The sequence below is a fragment of the Cupriavidus sp. 94F1 genome (assembly GCF_057798875.1).
The window spans coordinates 44,043-57,614 of record NZ_JBYOJT010000002.1 but is presented as its reverse complement, the minus strand read 5'-3'; the positions used below and the strand labels follow the sequence as shown (position 1 = coordinate 57,614).

At 66.9% G+C, this 13,572-nt stretch carries 10 protein-coding genes; 2 read left to right on the top strand and 8 right to left on the bottom strand.

The genetic code is table 11. The annotated features are described in order from the left end of the window. Positions 1-33: 33 nt before the first annotated feature. From AC3FJ6_RS04320 to AC3FJ6_RS04285, 8 genes are all read right to left on the bottom strand, one after another. The gene (locus tag AC3FJ6_RS04320; RefSeq protein WP_488770829.1) at positions 34-711 is read right to left on the bottom strand and encodes a ubiquinone biosynthesis accessory factor UbiJ; all 678 of its coding nucleotides are present in this window, start codon (positions 709-711) and stop codon (positions 34-36) included. Positions 712-825: 114 nt separating this feature from the next. Then, positions 826-1,824, bottom strand: a complete 999-nt coding sequence (locus AC3FJ6_RS04315; protein ID WP_488770828.1) for a Tim44 domain-containing protein — start codon at positions 1,822-1,824, stop codon at positions 826-828. 50 nt (positions 1,825-1,874) lie between these two features. Further along, positions 1,875-2,606: a bifunctional demethylmenaquinone methyltransferase/2-methoxy-6-polyprenyl-1,4-benzoquinol methylase UbiE gene (gene ubiE / locus AC3FJ6_RS04310; RefSeq protein ID WP_488770827.1), complete on the bottom strand. Its 732-nt coding sequence runs from the start codon at positions 2,604-2,606 to the stop codon at positions 1,875-1,877. A gap of 22 nt (positions 2,607-2,628) precedes the next feature. Then, entirely contained in the window at positions 2,629-3,045 is a 417-nt protein-coding gene (locus AC3FJ6_RS04305) for a gamma-butyrobetaine hydroxylase family protein (protein WP_488770826.1), read from the bottom strand. 58 nt (positions 3,046-3,103) lie between these two features. Next, a complete protein-coding gene (locus AC3FJ6_RS04300) occupies positions 3,104-5,014 on the bottom strand; it encodes an ABC transporter ATP-binding protein/permease (RefSeq protein ID WP_488770825.1) in 1,911 nt (636 codons plus the stop codon). A 206-nt stretch (positions 5,015-5,220) separates the two neighbouring features. Continuing rightward, the gene (locus tag AC3FJ6_RS04295; protein WP_488770824.1) at positions 5,221-5,655 is read right to left on the bottom strand and encodes an HIT family protein; all 435 of its coding nucleotides are present in this window, start codon (positions 5,653-5,655) and stop codon (positions 5,221-5,223) included. Between the two features lie 9 nt (positions 5,656-5,664). After that, the gene (locus AC3FJ6_RS04290; RefSeq protein ID WP_488770823.1) at positions 5,665-9,639 is read right to left on the bottom strand and encodes a DUF3683 domain-containing protein; all 3,975 of its coding nucleotides are present in this window, start codon (positions 9,637-9,639) and stop codon (positions 5,665-5,667) included. Between the two features lie 200 nt (positions 9,640-9,839). After that, entirely contained in the window at positions 9,840-10,418 is a 579-nt protein-coding gene (locus AC3FJ6_RS04285) for a YqaA family protein (protein ID WP_488770822.1), read from the bottom strand. A 257-nt stretch (positions 10,419-10,675) separates the two neighbouring features. Between AC3FJ6_RS04285 and AC3FJ6_RS04280 the strand changes: the two genes are divergently transcribed. Together AC3FJ6_RS04280 and AC3FJ6_RS04275 are read left to right on the top strand one after the other, a co-directional pair. Then, a complete protein-coding gene (locus tag AC3FJ6_RS04280; protein ID WP_488770821.1) occupies positions 10,676-11,170 on the top strand; it encodes a (2Fe-2S)-binding protein in 495 nt (164 codons plus the stop codon). Positions 11,171-11,182: 12 nt separating this feature from the next. Further along, positions 11,183-13,567, top strand: a complete 2,385-nt coding sequence (locus tag AC3FJ6_RS04275) for a xanthine dehydrogenase family protein molybdopterin-binding subunit (RefSeq protein ID WP_488770820.1) — start codon at positions 11,183-11,185, stop codon at positions 13,565-13,567. Positions 13,568-13,572 lie beyond the last annotated feature (5 nt).

Sequence of the window (13,572 nt, the reverse complement as noted above, 5' to 3'; positions counted from 1 at the left end):
CGCGCGATGCGGCAGCGAAGAGTGACATGGCGATTAACGGTGGGCCGACGGAAGCTGGCCCGAAGCCCCCTCCCCCTGTCCACCCGTGCGTTCCAGGCGTTCGAGCCGCTTTTCCAGCCGCGCCAGGTCGTCCCGCACACGCGCCACGTCGGCACCGAACCCATCCAGCGCGGCATGGCGCACGAGGGTCGGCTGCTCGTCGAGCAGGTATTCGGTCACATTGTCCAGCAGTGCCCGGCCCACGCGCGTGGCGCTTTCATGCACCTGGCGCGCGCCGTCCACCATGCGCTGGGCCACGCTGTCGCTGACCGGGCCGCCCATCACGCCACGCAGCGCCCGCGACAGGTCTTCGGCCGCGTCCCAGCGCAGGTTGCGCGCCAGCGTCGACACCGCATTGGCCAGTTCCGCATCGCCTTCGATCCGGACATGCCGCATGGCGGCAGCCTGGCCGCCCTCGGCCACGTCGGCCACCACCAGCGGCCACTGCTGCAACGGCACCCGCAGCGTCACGGCGGGCGTATCGGCGTCGGCCGCCTGCTCGATGCCGCCCCGGTCCGTGATCCGCAGGGACAGCGCGAATGCCGCGGCATCGAACCGGATGACACGGCCGGCAAATGGCGCCAGCAGGCCGCAGGCCCAGGGCTCCTGTTCGATCAGGTGATTCAGTGCGGCGACGATCGGCGCGGCCAGGGGTGTCGGCAAGGCGTTCATGGCGTCCGGTTCCGGGCAATCTGCCCAATAAAAAAGGCCCACGCGTACGTGGGCCTCCATTCTAAGCTACTCGGCCGCCGCTTCATGTCATCCATGCGGCGGCGGTCGCGCCGCTCAGGCTTCCTGCTGGATGCCAGCCAGCAGCCAGCCGCCGCCGGACGCCGACTTGGCAAGGTTCCAGACCTCACCGAACGGTTGCGCCGCTTCGCCGGCCGTCTCGCGGATCATGCCCGAGAAACGCACGCTGGCAATATGCTGGACCGGCGTGGTCTCGATGCCCAGCAGCTGGGCGTCCAGCGTGACAACGTCGGTCTTGTTGACGGACTCGCCGCGCTCGGACAGGTCCATCTTGATCTCGGCAAACATTTCCGGCGTGGTGAATTCGCGGATGTCGTCCAGGTTGCCGGCATCCCAGGCAGCCTGGAGGCGCACGTAATGTACCTTGGCGTTGCGCAGGAAGGCTTCGGTGTCGAAGTCGGCCGGCACGCCCCATGGCTGCTGCACTGCAGCGGCGGCGGCACCGGCGGCCGCGCCGCCCATGACCGGGTTGGCTGCGGCGCCGTTGTAGCCGGCCGGCTGCACCGGTTCGGCCTGACGCAGCGTCGGCTCGGCATTGCGTGCCGCGCCGCCGAACGGCGAGTTGTTGCCGTTGCCGCCCATGCCGGCGTAGGCCGGCGTCTGCGTACGGGCCGAGCCGCCACGGAACTTGCGGAACAGCCACAGGGCGAGCATCGCGATCACGGCAAAGATGATCACGTTGGCCAGGAAGCTGGCTGCCGCGCCACCGAGACCGAAGTGCGACAGCAGGTAGCCCAGGCCCAGCCCAGCCGCCAGGCCGCCGAGCATGCCACCCCAGTTACGCTTGGGCGCCGCAGCCGCTGCGCCACCCGCGGCACCGGCGGTCGCCGGCGCAGCCTGCTGCTGCGCGGGCTGCTGCTGGGCCGGCGCATTCTGCTGCGGCGGCGTGGCCTGACGCTGCTGCGTCACGTTCGACGATTGCTTGCCGACGCTGCGCGACCCGCCGAGGCGTTTCGCATTGGCGTCGAGTGCGGCCCCCATGGCTACCGTCATGATCAGCGCGGCGGCCAGGAATTTTCCACGAAAAGAAGACATTTGAGCTTTTCCCCTGTCATTTTCGGCCATTAGCGGCCGAACATGGCGAATTAGTACTTTCTCCCGACGTGGAGCGCCACGACTCCGGCCGTCAGGTTGAAGTATTCGACTTGTTCCAGTCCAACTTGTTCCATCAAGCGTACAAGTGAACCCTGGTCCGGATGCATTCTGATGGATTCCGCGAGATAGCGATAGCTCGGGGCATCCCCAGCCACGCGCTCGCCCAGCCAGGGGAGCACCTTGAAAGAATAGACGTCGTAGAACTTCTCGAGCGGCTTCCAGACCTTGGAAAACTCCAGCACCATCACCTTGCCGCCCGGCTTGACCACACGGCGCATCTGGGCCAGGGCGCGGTCCTTGTGCGTCATGTTGCGCAGGCCGAAGGCGACCGTGACCAGGTCGAAATAGTTGTCCGGGAACGGGATCTTTTCGGCGTCGCACAGCGCCACCGGCGTGACGATGCCCTTGTCCAGCAGGCGGTCGCGGCCGACGCGCAGCATGGATTCGTTGATATCGGTCAGCCAGACCTCGCCCTTCGGGCCGGCCTGCTTCGCGAAGGCCTTGGCCAGGTCGCCCGTGCCGCCGGCGATGTCCAGTACCTTGTGGCCCGGCCGCACATTGGCCTGGGCGATCGTGAACATCTTCCAGACGCGGTGCATGCCACCGGACATCAGGTCGTTCATCACGTCGTATTTGCTGGCCACCGAGTGGAACACGCCGGCAACCTTGCCGGCCTTTTCCGATTCGTCGACCTTGTCGAACCCGAAGTGGGTTTCGCTCATTCTCAGACTCCAGGTACTAGATTCAGTGATGATGGCCGCATGCGTGGCCGCCGGCCGCCGGCATCGGCGCATCGCGGTCCAGCCCGGCCGCTTCCAGCCGCTTCAGGTAGCCGTCCCACAGCGTGTCCTGCTGGTCGCCCAGGCGGTACAGCAGTTCCCACGTGTAGATGCCCGTGTCGTGGCCATCGTCGAAGCGGATCTGGATCGCATAGTTGCCCACCGGCTCCACCGCCGCTACGCCTACGTTGCGCTTGCCGGTCTGCAGCGTTTCCTGGCCCGGGCCGTGGCCCTGGACTTCGGCGGACGGCGAGTATACGCGCAGCAACTCGAATGGCAGCCGCCAGGTGCGGCCATTGTCGAAGCCGATTTCCAGCACGCGCGACTGCGTGTGGACGGTCAGCGCCGTGGGGTGAGGAGTATCTTTGTCGAGGCCTGCCATGGTCGATGGTCGCGGCGCCAGCCTGGGCGGCCCCAAAAGGGCCGTTACAGCGGCGCCGTCATGCGTCTTGTACGACCCGATAGCTTACTCCACCCCCCTCGGCTTGCCCATCCCGCGGGCCGCCGCCGCTTTCGTCGTTGCCCCGGTTCACCGGTACGTAGCGCAGGCGCCGGCCATGGAAGGCAGCCACGGTGCTGCGGTGCGCGATGCTGACGATGGCCGCCCCGGGCAGTTCGTCCACCATCAGCTGGTACATCGCGCTTTCGGTTTCCTCGTCCAGCGCGCTGGTGGCCTCGTCCAGGAACAGGTAATCCGGCTTCTGCAGCAGGGCCCGGGCAAAGGCCAGGCGCTGCTGCTCGCCGGGCGACAGGCGCAGCGACCAGTTGTCGAATACGTCCAGATGCTTCGTCAGCATGCCCAGCCGCGCCTTGCGCAGCACGGCCACCAGCGTCTCGCGCGAATGGCTGTTGCCGGCGTCGGGGTACGACAGCGCGTCGGCCAGCGTGCCGATCGGCAGGTAGCTGCGCTGCGGCAGGAACAGCATGCGCCGGTGCGGCACCGTGATACGGCCGCTGCCATAGGGCCAGATGCCGGCCAGCGCACGGAACAGCACGCTCTTGCCGCAGCCCGACGGCCCGTGCACCAGCCAGCGTTCGCCCGGCGCAATCGACAGCGAGAACGGCGCCACCAGCGGGCGCTGCCCCGGATGGCTGTCGGGATCGACACCTTCGTCGTCCACGCCGAGCCCGCCGCGCACCGGCAGCGCCAGGGCCAGGCCGCTGATCGAGATATCGCCGTCGGCCGGGCTGGCGGACTGCACCACCTCGATATCGCCCGGGCCTTCGTGCGTCAGGTCCTGGCGCTCGGCCACCCGCATGGCGTCCTGGAAATCGATCAGACGGTTGGCGGCGGCCTTCCAGCCCACCAGCGTCGAATAGCTGTCGACGAACCAGGACAGCGCGCCCTGTACCTGGCCGAACGCGGAGTTGATCTGCATGAGGCCGCCCAGCGTGAGCTTGCCCGAGAAATAGCGCGGCGCGGCCACCAGCAGCGGGAAGATGATCGCAAACTGGCCGTAACCCGAGTTCACGAACGTCAGGCGCCGGGTGTAGCGCATGAGCTGGTTCCAGTTTGCCCGGATGCGCTCGAAACGGGCGCGCAGGCCCGCCTGCTCGGTCGGCTCGCCGCGATACAGCGCCACGGGCTCGCTGTTTTCGCGCAGGCGCACCAGCATGAAACGGAAGTTTGCCTCGTACTGTTCCTGCTGGAACGACAGGCCGATCAGCGGTCGCCCCACGAAGTGGGCAATCAGCGAGCCCACCACCGCGTAACCGATGGCAAACCAGACCATGTAGCCCGGGATCGTCAGGTCCGTGCCGCCCAGCGCCAGCGTGATCGGGCCCGACACCACCCACAGGATGCCGATGAACGACACCAGCGTCACCGCCGAATTGAGCAGCCCCATCGACAGCGTCAGCGCGCCGTCGGTGAACTGGCGCAGGTCATCGGCCAGCCGCTGGTCGGGGTTGTCTGTGGCATGGGTCTGCTCGATGCGGTAGTAGGCCTGGTGCCCGAGCCAACGCTGCATGAAGGTGCCCGTCATCCACGTGCGCCAGCGCATCTGCAGCATCATCTGGTAGTACTGGCGCGAGATCGCCAGCACGATGAAGCAGGCCGCGATCCACGAAAAACGCAGCAGCAGCGCCTTGAACGAGACGAAGTCGCGCTGCTCGATGGCGTTGTAGAACACGCGGTTCCACTCGTTGAGCAGCACGTTGATGTAGACGATGCCCAGGTTCAGCGCCACGACCAGCGTCAGCAGCCCCAGGCCGGCCTTGCGGTCTTCCGAGCTCCAGTACGGCTTGATCAGCGCCCAGGTGGCGGCCAGGCGCAGCCGGCTCTGGTTCTTGAGGGCCTCGGCGGGTACGGCAGGACCGGGCACGATAACGGACGACGGTGTGGATGACATGGCGCCAGCGGTTGGCCCGCCGCGCAAGGCCGGCGGGCATGTTGTTGTTCGACCGGAGTCAGACGCACCGCCCGGCGGGCGGGTTCCGTACCAGACTGCTACGGCACTTTACAAGGGGATGGGAAGGATTGCAGCGGAACCGGTCAATAACGGCCGCAAGTCGCCGGCAGCGGGCTGCCGGTTGCCGACCGCACGCCGCACCGGCGTCAGTCCGGATCGGACAGCATCGAAAGTGCCGTGCGCAGCGCCGGCAGCCGGCTGCCCAGTTCGGCAATGCGCGCGGCATCGGCGGCCCGCTGGGGCGCAGCCCACACAGACTCGGGGAAATGGGTGTCCCAGCGGTAGCGCGGAATGATGTGCCAGTGCAGGTGCGGCACCATGTTGCCGAACGCGGCCAGGTTGACCTTGTCCGGTGTCATGACTTCGCGCACCACGCGCTCGACGCGTGCCACCAGCCGCATCAGCCACGCCTGGTCGGCATCGTCCAGGTCGGTCAGCTCCGCCACATGGTCGTTCCAGACCACGCGGCAGAACCCCGGAAAGCGGTCGCGCTCGACCAGGATCACGCGCGCGCGGCCGCCCATCCAGGCCAGCTCGCCGCCATCGGCTTCGCACAGGGGGCAGTTCGGAACCCGGCTCATGGCAATGGCTTACACCAGCACGCGTTCGATACCACCCGCGTTCGCCCTGGCCACGTACTCGGGCATCCAGTTGTCGCCCAGCAGGTGCTTGGCCATTTCCACGACGATGTAATCGGCCGTGACCGATGCATCCTCGTTGTACCGCGACAGGCCCTGCAGGCACGACGGGCAGCTGGTCAGGATCTTGACGTCGCCGTTGAAGTCGTCGGTGCGCAGCTTGTCCGCACCCTTGCGCATCTCCTCTTCCTTGCGGAAACGGATCTGCGTCGACACATCCGGGCGCGTCACGGCCAGCGTGCCCGATTCCCCGCAACAACGCTCGTTCTTCTCGATCTTGCCGCCGCCCTCGTTGCCGCCCATGAGGTCGTTCACCAGCCTGGTCGGGTCCATCGTCTTGATCGGGGTGTGGCAGGGGTCGTGGTACATGTAGCGCGTACCCGTCACGCCTTCCAGCTTGACGCCCTTCTCCAGCAGATACTCGTGGATGTCGATGATGCGGCAGCCCGGGAAGATCTTGTCGAACTCATACCCGGCCAGCTGGTCGTAGCACGTGCCGCAGCTGACCACCACGGTCTTGATGTCGAGGTAGTTCAGCGTATTGGCCACGCGGTGGAACAGCACGCGGTTGTCGCTGACCATCTTTTCGGCGCGGTCATACTGGCCGGCGCCGCGCTGCGGATAGCCGCAGCACAGGTAACCCGGCGGCAGCACGGTCTGCACGCCCACGTGCCACAGCATGGCCTGCGTGGCCAGCCCCACCTGCGAGAACAGGCGCTCCGACCCGCAGCCCGGGAAGTAGAACACGGCTTCGGTCTCGGCCGTGGTCGTCTTCGGGTTGCGGATGATCGGCACGATCTCGTTGTCTTCGATATCGAGCAGCGCGCGCGCCGTCTTCTTGGGCAGGTTGCCCGGCATCTTCTTGTTGATGAAGTGGATCACCTGCTCCTGCACCGGCGGCTTGCCAACCGTGGCGGGCGGATGCTGGGTCTGCTTCTTCGCGAACTTCTTGAGCACCTCGTTGCCCAGGCGCTGCGCCTTGTAGCCCCAGCCGATCATGGCCGCGCGGGTCATGTTGATGGTCTGCGGATTGGTCGCGTTCAGGAAGAACATCGACGCGGCGGTGCCCGGGTTGAACTTCTTCTGGCCCATCTTGCGCAGCAGGTTGCGCATGTTCATCGACACGTCGCCGAAGTCGATCTTGACCGGGCAAGGCGTCACGCACTTGTGGCAGACGGTGCAGTGGTCGGCCACGTCCGAGAACTCGTCCCAATGCTTGATCGACACGCCGCGGCGCGTCTGTTCCTCGTACAGGAACGCCTCCACCAGCAGCGACGTGGCCAGGATCTTGTTGCGCGGGCTGTACAGCAGGTTGGCGCGCGGCACGTGCGTGGCGCACACCGGCTTGCACTTGCCACAGCGCAGGCAGTCCTTGACGCTGTCGGCAATGGCGCCGATGTCGCTCTGCTGCATGATGATGGACTCATGTCCCATCAGGCCGAACGACGGCGTGTACGCATTGCGCAGGTCGGCGCCCGGCAGCAGCTTGCCCTTGTTGAAGCGGCCCTGCGGGTCCACGCGCTGCTTGTAGGCGCGGAATTCCCCGATCTCTTCCTCGGTCAGGAATTCGAGCTTGGTGATGCCGATGCCGTGCTCGCCCGAAATCACGCCGTCCAGCGAACGCGCCAGGTCCATGATGCGGGCCACCGCGCGGTGCGCGTCCTGCAGCATGTCGTAGTCGTCCGAGTTGACGGGGATGTTGGTGTGGACGTTGCCGTCGCCGGCGTGCATGTGCAGCGCCACGAACACGCGGCCGCGCAGCACCTGCTTGTGGATCTTCTGCGCCTCGTCCAGGATCGGCTTGAATTCGCCGCCGTTGAAGATCTTGCGCAGTTCGGCGCGGATCTCGTGCTTCCAGCTCACGCGGATCGTGCGGTCCTGCATCAGGTGGAACACCGTGGCGTCCGGCTGTGTCTGCAGGCGCTGCTCGAAGGCCGGGCCCAGCAGGCCCAGGCCGTGGCCAATCAGCGATGCGCGGGCGGTCTGCAGCGGCGTATCGAGGTGATCCTGCAGATAGCGCCAGCGCGCGCGGATCTCGCGCAGCAGCGTCAGCGCATGCTGCACGCGGTCTTCCAGCAGTTCGGCGCTCGGAATCTCGTTGGCGTCGTCGCTGCGGCCCAGCGGCAGGTTGCCGCGCGCGAAGAATGCTTCCAGCTCGTCCAGCAGCTTGAGCTTGTTCTTGGTCGACAGTTCGATGTTGATGCGCTCGATGCCGTCCGTGTACTCGCCCATGCGGGGCAGCGGAATCACCACGTCCTCGTTGATCTTGAAGGCGTTGGTGTGGCGCGCGATGGCGGCGGTGCGCGAGCGATCGAGCCAGAACTTCTTGCGGGCCTCGGGGCTCACGGCGATAAAGCCTTCGCCGCTCTTGCCGTTGGCCATGCGGATCACTTCCGAGGTGGCGCGCGCCACGGCGTCTTCGTCGTCACCGACGATATCGCCGATCAGCACCATCTTCGGGAAGGCATTGCGCTTGCTCTTGGTGGCGTAGCCGACCGCGCGCAGATAGCGTTCGTCCAGATGCTCCAGGCCCGCCAGGATGGCGCCGCCCTCGCGCCGGGACTCGGCATCGAGGAAATCCTTGATCTCGACGATGCTGGGAATGGCGTCGCGCGGCTGGCCGAAGAACTCCAGGCAGACCGTGCGGATGTGCTTCGGCATGCGGTGCAAGATCCAGCGCGCGCTGGTGATGATGCCGTCGCAGCCTTCCTTCTGCACGCCGGGCAGGCCGGCCAGGAACTTGTCGGTGACATCCTTGCCCAGGCCTTCCTTGCGGAACTTGCGGCCTTCGATGGCCAGCGTCTCGGTGCGCAGCACCTTCTCGCCGGGGCGGCGGTTGCCGTCCGACCACTTCAGCTCGAACGTGGCCACCGGCACGTCGTGGATCTTGCCCAGGTTGTGGTCCATGCGGGTGATCTCGAGCCAGTTGCCCTCGGGATCGACCATGCGCCACCACGCCAGGTTGTCCAGCGCCGTGCCCCACAGCACGGCCTTCTTGCCGCCCGCGTTCATCGCCACGTTGCCGCCGATGCACGATGCATCGATCGACGTCGGGTCCACCGCGAACACCAGGCCGGCGCGGTCGGCGGCATCGGCCACGCGGCGCGTCACCACGCCGGCGCCCGAGAAGATCGTCGCCACCTTGTGCGGCACGTTGGGCAGGTCGGACATCTCCACCGCGTCCAGCTGTTCCAGCTTTTCGGTGTTGATGACGGCCGAGAACGGCGTCAGCGGCACGGCGCCGCCGGTGTAGCCGGTGCCGCCCCCGCGCGGAATGATGGTCAGGCCCAGCTCGAAGCAGCCCTTCACCAGGCCGGCGATTTCTTCCTCGGTGTCCGGGGTCAGCACCACGAACGGGTATTCCACGCGCCAGTCGGTGGCGTCGGTCACGTGCGACACGCGCGACAGGCCGTCGAACTTGATGTTGTCCTTCTGGGTCACCTTGCCCAGCACGCGCTGGGTGCGCTTGCGCAGCGCGTAGGCGTCGGCGAATTCCTGCTGGAACGACTCGATCGCCTGCTTGGCGAACGCGACCAGCTGCTCCACGCGGTGAGAACGGTCTTCCGCGGCGGGCTCGGCGTGCTCGGCACGATCGGCGGCGCGGCGCTTCTCGATTTCGTTCAGGCGGTGGTGCAGCGCGCTGACCAGCATCTGGCGGCGCTTGGGATTTTCCAGCAGGTCGTCCTGCAGGTAGGGATTGCGGCGGACCACCCAGATATCGCCCAGCACCTCGTAGAGCATGCGGGCCGACCGGCCGGTACGGCGTTCGCCGCGCAGTTCGTCGAGGATGCGCCAGGCTTCTTCGCCCAGCAGACGGATGACAATCTCGCGATCCGAAAACGACGTGTAGTTATAGGGGATCTCACGCAGGCGCGGCGGGGCGTCCTGCGTGGCGAGCTTGGCATCGAGCACGAGTGGGGCGTTCATGGGCGGGACCGCTTCGAAGCTGCGCACGGGGACGGTGCGCGATTTTCGTCATTAAAGGGCGATTGTACTGCAACGCCCAGTTTCGCCGCACCGCAGCAAGCCCGTTTTGGGGGAATAACCCCTGAAAGTGTCCGGGATCGGCATCGATTGCATGCAATTTTGCGCATTTCGGGCATTTCCCAGCGCCTGCCCGGCCCCGCCTAGAACCACTGCCGGATCGCCTCGCCCACGCCGTGCCAGAAAGAGTTGGGAATCCAGAGCAGGCTGGCCGTCATGGCCAGGTAGCGCAGGAACTTGCCGATCGCCATATAGGACAGGCTGCGCCAGAACGGCAGCCGCAGCCAGCCGGCCAAAGTGCACAATGGATCACCAATGCCGGGCAGCCACGACAACAGCATCGTCGGCGGCCCGTAACGGCGCATCCATCGGAAATATCTGGCGTCCAGCCGGGGCTTGTGCCGCTTGCGAGGGTGTTTGCGGTGCTCGGCATGTTCGCGCTCATGCTCGTGGTGCTGGCGCCGCTGGCGGTAGCGCACCACCGCCAGCTTGGCGGCGTACCCGAGCCACCAGTCGATGGCGCCGCCCAGCGTGTTGCCGGCCGTTGCCACCAGAATCGCCGGCCAGAACATGCCCGGATTGAGCTTCACGTAGCCGAAGACGGCGGGCTCCGACCCCAGCGGCAGCAGCGTGGCCGACACCAGGCTGACCACGAAAATGGCCGGCAGCCCGACCTTGGGCAGGGCTACGGTCTCGAACAGCCAGTCGATGAAGGCTTCCATGCGTGGGGACGTTGGACAGGCCGCTCAGGGCAGGGGAACCCGCATGGCAGCACCGAAGGTTTTGTGATTTACTTTTAGAGCCTGTGGCGGCGGATCGTTCATTCCGCCGCAAGACCGGGCAAACCCGGCAGCACCAATATCACGAAATAGCCGTCTCAACCAAGCGGCAGTACCGCGTCGTGGCCCGTCCCGCGCAGTCTTTCATTCGGGGATCGGCGGAGCTGGCCATGCGCGCACCACCCCACATGGAGACAAGCATGGCGATTCCGATCCGCCTGACGGTCAACGGCAAGCCCGTTGACGCGCAGGTCGAACCCAATACCCTTCTGGTCCAGTTCCTGCGCGAGCAGCTTCGCCTGACCGGCACCCACGTGGGCTGCGACACCGCCCAGTGTGGCGCCTGCACCGTCCACCTGGACGGCCGTGCCGTGAAGTCCTGCAACATGCTGGCAGTCCAGGCGGACGGGGCCAGCGTGACCACCATCGAAGGTCTGGCGGCCAACGGCGAGATGCATCCGATGCAGCAGGCGTTCCGCGAATGCCACGGCCTGCAATGCGGCTTCTGCACGCCCGGCATGGTGATGGCGGCCACGTCGCTGCTTCAGCAGCAGCCGCATGCCGATGCCCAGGCCATCCGCGAGCAGCTCGAAGGCAATCTGTGCCGCTGCACCGGCTACCACAACATCGTGCGTGCGGTGCAGCAGGGGCAGGCCGCCATGCAGGGCGACCGCGCCACGGTCAGCGCCGAATAAGGGAGGCCCGTCATGAACGCACCCGAAAAGCACCCGTTCATCGGCACGCCCGTGCGCCGCAAGGAGGACTACCGCTTCCTGACCGGCAATGGCCAGTACACCGACGACGTCACGCTGCCGCACCAGAGCTACGGCTACTTCGTACGCTCGCCGCACGCGCATGCGCGCATCCAGTCCATCGACACGGCGCAAGCCCTGGCGTCGCCCGGCGTGATCGCCGTGCTGACCGGCGACGACATGGCAGGCGACAAGGTGGGCGGCCTGCCCTGCGGCTGGCTGATCCACAGCATCGATGGCTCGCCGATGAAAGAGCCGCCCCACCCCGCCCTGGCGCACGGCAAGGTCCGCCACGTGGGCGACCAGGTGGCGCTGGTCATCGCCGAGTCGCTGCAGCAGGCACGCGATGCAGCCGAGCAGGTCGTGGTCGATTACGACGAGCTGCCCGCCGTGGTCAACCCGGCCGATGCCGCCGCGGCAACCACGCTGGTCCACGACGACGTGCCGGCCAACACCTGCTACACCTGGGGCCACGGCGACCGCGCCGCCACCGATGCCGCGTTCGCCAGGGCTGCCCATGTGACCACGCTGGAGATCGTCAACAACCGGCTGATCCCGAACGCCATCGAGCCGCGCGCGGTCAACGCCAGCTACACCCGCCAGGACGACAGCTACACGGTCTACGTGTCCAACCAGAACCCGCACGTGGAACGGCTGCTGATGGGCGCCTTCGTGCTGGGGCTGCCCGAATCGCGCCTGCGCATCATCGCGCCCGACGTGGGCGGCGGCTTTGGCTCGAAGATCTTCCTGTATCCGGAGGACGTGGCGCTGACCTGGGCGTCGAAGAAGGTCGGCCGCCCGGTCAAGTGGACGGCAGAGCGGTCGGAATCGTTCCTGACCGACGCACACGGCCGGGACCACGTGACCAGGGCCGAACTGGCGCTCGATGCCGATGGCAAGTTCCTGGCCATGGGCGTGCACACGGTGGCCAACATGGGCGCGTACCTGTCCACGTTCGCCAGCAGCGTGCCGACGATCCTCTACGCCACGCTGCTGGCCGGCCAGTACGCCACCCCGGCCATCTACGCCGAGGTGCAGGCGGTGTTCACCAACACGTCGCCCGTCGATGCCTATCGCGGCGCGGGCCGGCCCGAAGCCACCTACGTGGTGGAGCGCCTGGTCGAAGCCGCCGCGCGCGAGACCGGCACCGACCCCGCCACGCTGCGCCGCAAGAACTTCATCCGCACCTTCCCGTACGCCACGCCCGTGGGCCTGACCTACGACACCGGCGACTACGAACCCTGCCTGGCGCGGGCCCAGGAACTGGCCGACGTGGCCGGCTTCCCGGCGCGCCGCGACGCCGCAAAGCAGCGCGGCAAGCTGCGCGGGCTTGGCTATTCCTGCTACATCGAGGCCTGCGGGCTGGCCCCCTCGAACATCGCCGGGGCGCTTGGCGCGCGTGCGGGCCTGTTTGAAGTCGGCGAGATCCGCGTCCACCCGACCGGCACGGTGACCGTGTTCACCGGGTCGCACAGCCACGGGCAGGGCCACGAGACCACCTTCGCGCAGATCGTGGCAGACCGGCTCGGCATTGCGATGGATGCCGTGGAGATCGTGCATGGCGACACCGGCCGCGTGCCGTTCGGCATGGGCACCTACGGCTCGCGGTCGCTGGCCGTGGGCGGATCGGCCATCATGAAGGCGCTGGACAAGATCGAGGCCAAGGCCAAGAAGATTGCCGCGCACCTGCTGGAGGCCTCCGACGCCGACATCGATTTCCAGGACGGCGTGTTCCGCGTAGCGGGCACCGATCGCACCAAGACCTTCGGCGAGGTGGCGCTGACCGCCTACGTGCCGCACAACTACCCGCTGGACAAGCTCGAGCCGGGCCTGAACGAAAACGCGTTCTACGACCCGACCAACTTCACGTATCCGTCGGGCGCCTATATCTGCGAGGTCGAGGTCGATCCCGACACGGGCGAGTCGCACGTCGTCAAGTTCACGGCGGTGGACGACTTCGGCAACGTCATCAATCCGATGATCGTCGAGGGCCAGGTACACGGCGGCATCGGCCAGGGGCTGGGCCAGGCCATGCTGGAACAGTGCATCTACGACCCCGACAGCGGCCAGTTGCTGACCGGCTCCTATATGGACTACGCCATGCCGCGCGCCGCCGACCTGCCCGATTTCACGGTGGAAACCGCCAGCGGCACGCCCTGCACGCACAACCCGCTGGGCGTGAAGGGCTGCGGCGAGGCCGGTGCCATCGGGTCACCGCCGGCGTTCATCAACGCGCTGGTCGACGCGCTATCGCCGCTGGGCGTGCGCGACGTGCAGATGCCCGCCACGCCGCATCGCGTGTGGCAGGCCATCCAGGCTGCCCAGGGCAGCGCCGCATAACGGAG

What these genes read in the sequence shown, in the direction of transcription:
- AC3FJ6_RS04290 (WP_488770823.1), bottom strand. Translation starts at nt 9,639, where the DNA reads ATGAACGCCCCACTCGTGCTCGATGCCAAGCTCGCCACGCAGGACGCC.
- AC3FJ6_RS04285 (WP_488770822.1), bottom strand. Translation starts at nt 10,418, where the DNA reads ATGGAAGCCTTCATCGACTGGCTGTTCGAGACCGTAGCCCTGCCCAAG.
- AC3FJ6_RS04295 (WP_488770824.1), bottom strand. Translation starts at nt 5,655, where the DNA reads ATGAGCCGGGTTCCGAACTGCCCCCTGTGCGAAGCCGATGGCGGCGAG.
- AC3FJ6_RS04300 (WP_488770825.1), bottom strand. Translation starts at nt 5,014, where the DNA reads ATGTCATCCACACCGTCGTCCGTTATCGTGCCCGGTCCTGCCGTACCC.
- AC3FJ6_RS04280 (WP_488770821.1), top strand. Translation starts at nt 10,676, where the DNA reads ATGGCGATTCCGATCCGCCTGACGGTCAACGGCAAGCCCGTTGACGCG.
- AC3FJ6_RS04305 (WP_488770826.1), bottom strand. Translation starts at nt 3,045, where the DNA reads ATGGCAGGCCTCGACAAAGATACTCCTCACCCCACGGCGCTGACCGTC.
- AC3FJ6_RS04320 (WP_488770829.1), bottom strand. Translation starts at nt 711, where the DNA reads ATGAACGCCTTGCCGACACCCCTGGCCGCGCCGATCGTCGCCGCACTG.
- AC3FJ6_RS04315 (WP_488770828.1), bottom strand. Translation starts at nt 1,824, where the DNA reads ATGTCTTCTTTTCGTGGAAAATTCCTGGCCGCCGCGCTGATCATGACG.
- ubiE (WP_488770827.1), bottom strand. Translation starts at nt 2,606, where the DNA reads ATGAGCGAAACCCACTTCGGGTTCGACAAGGTCGACGAATCGGAAAAG.
- AC3FJ6_RS04275 (WP_488770820.1), top strand. Translation starts at nt 11,183, where the DNA reads ATGAACGCACCCGAAAAGCACCCGTTCATCGGCACGCCCGTGCGCCGC.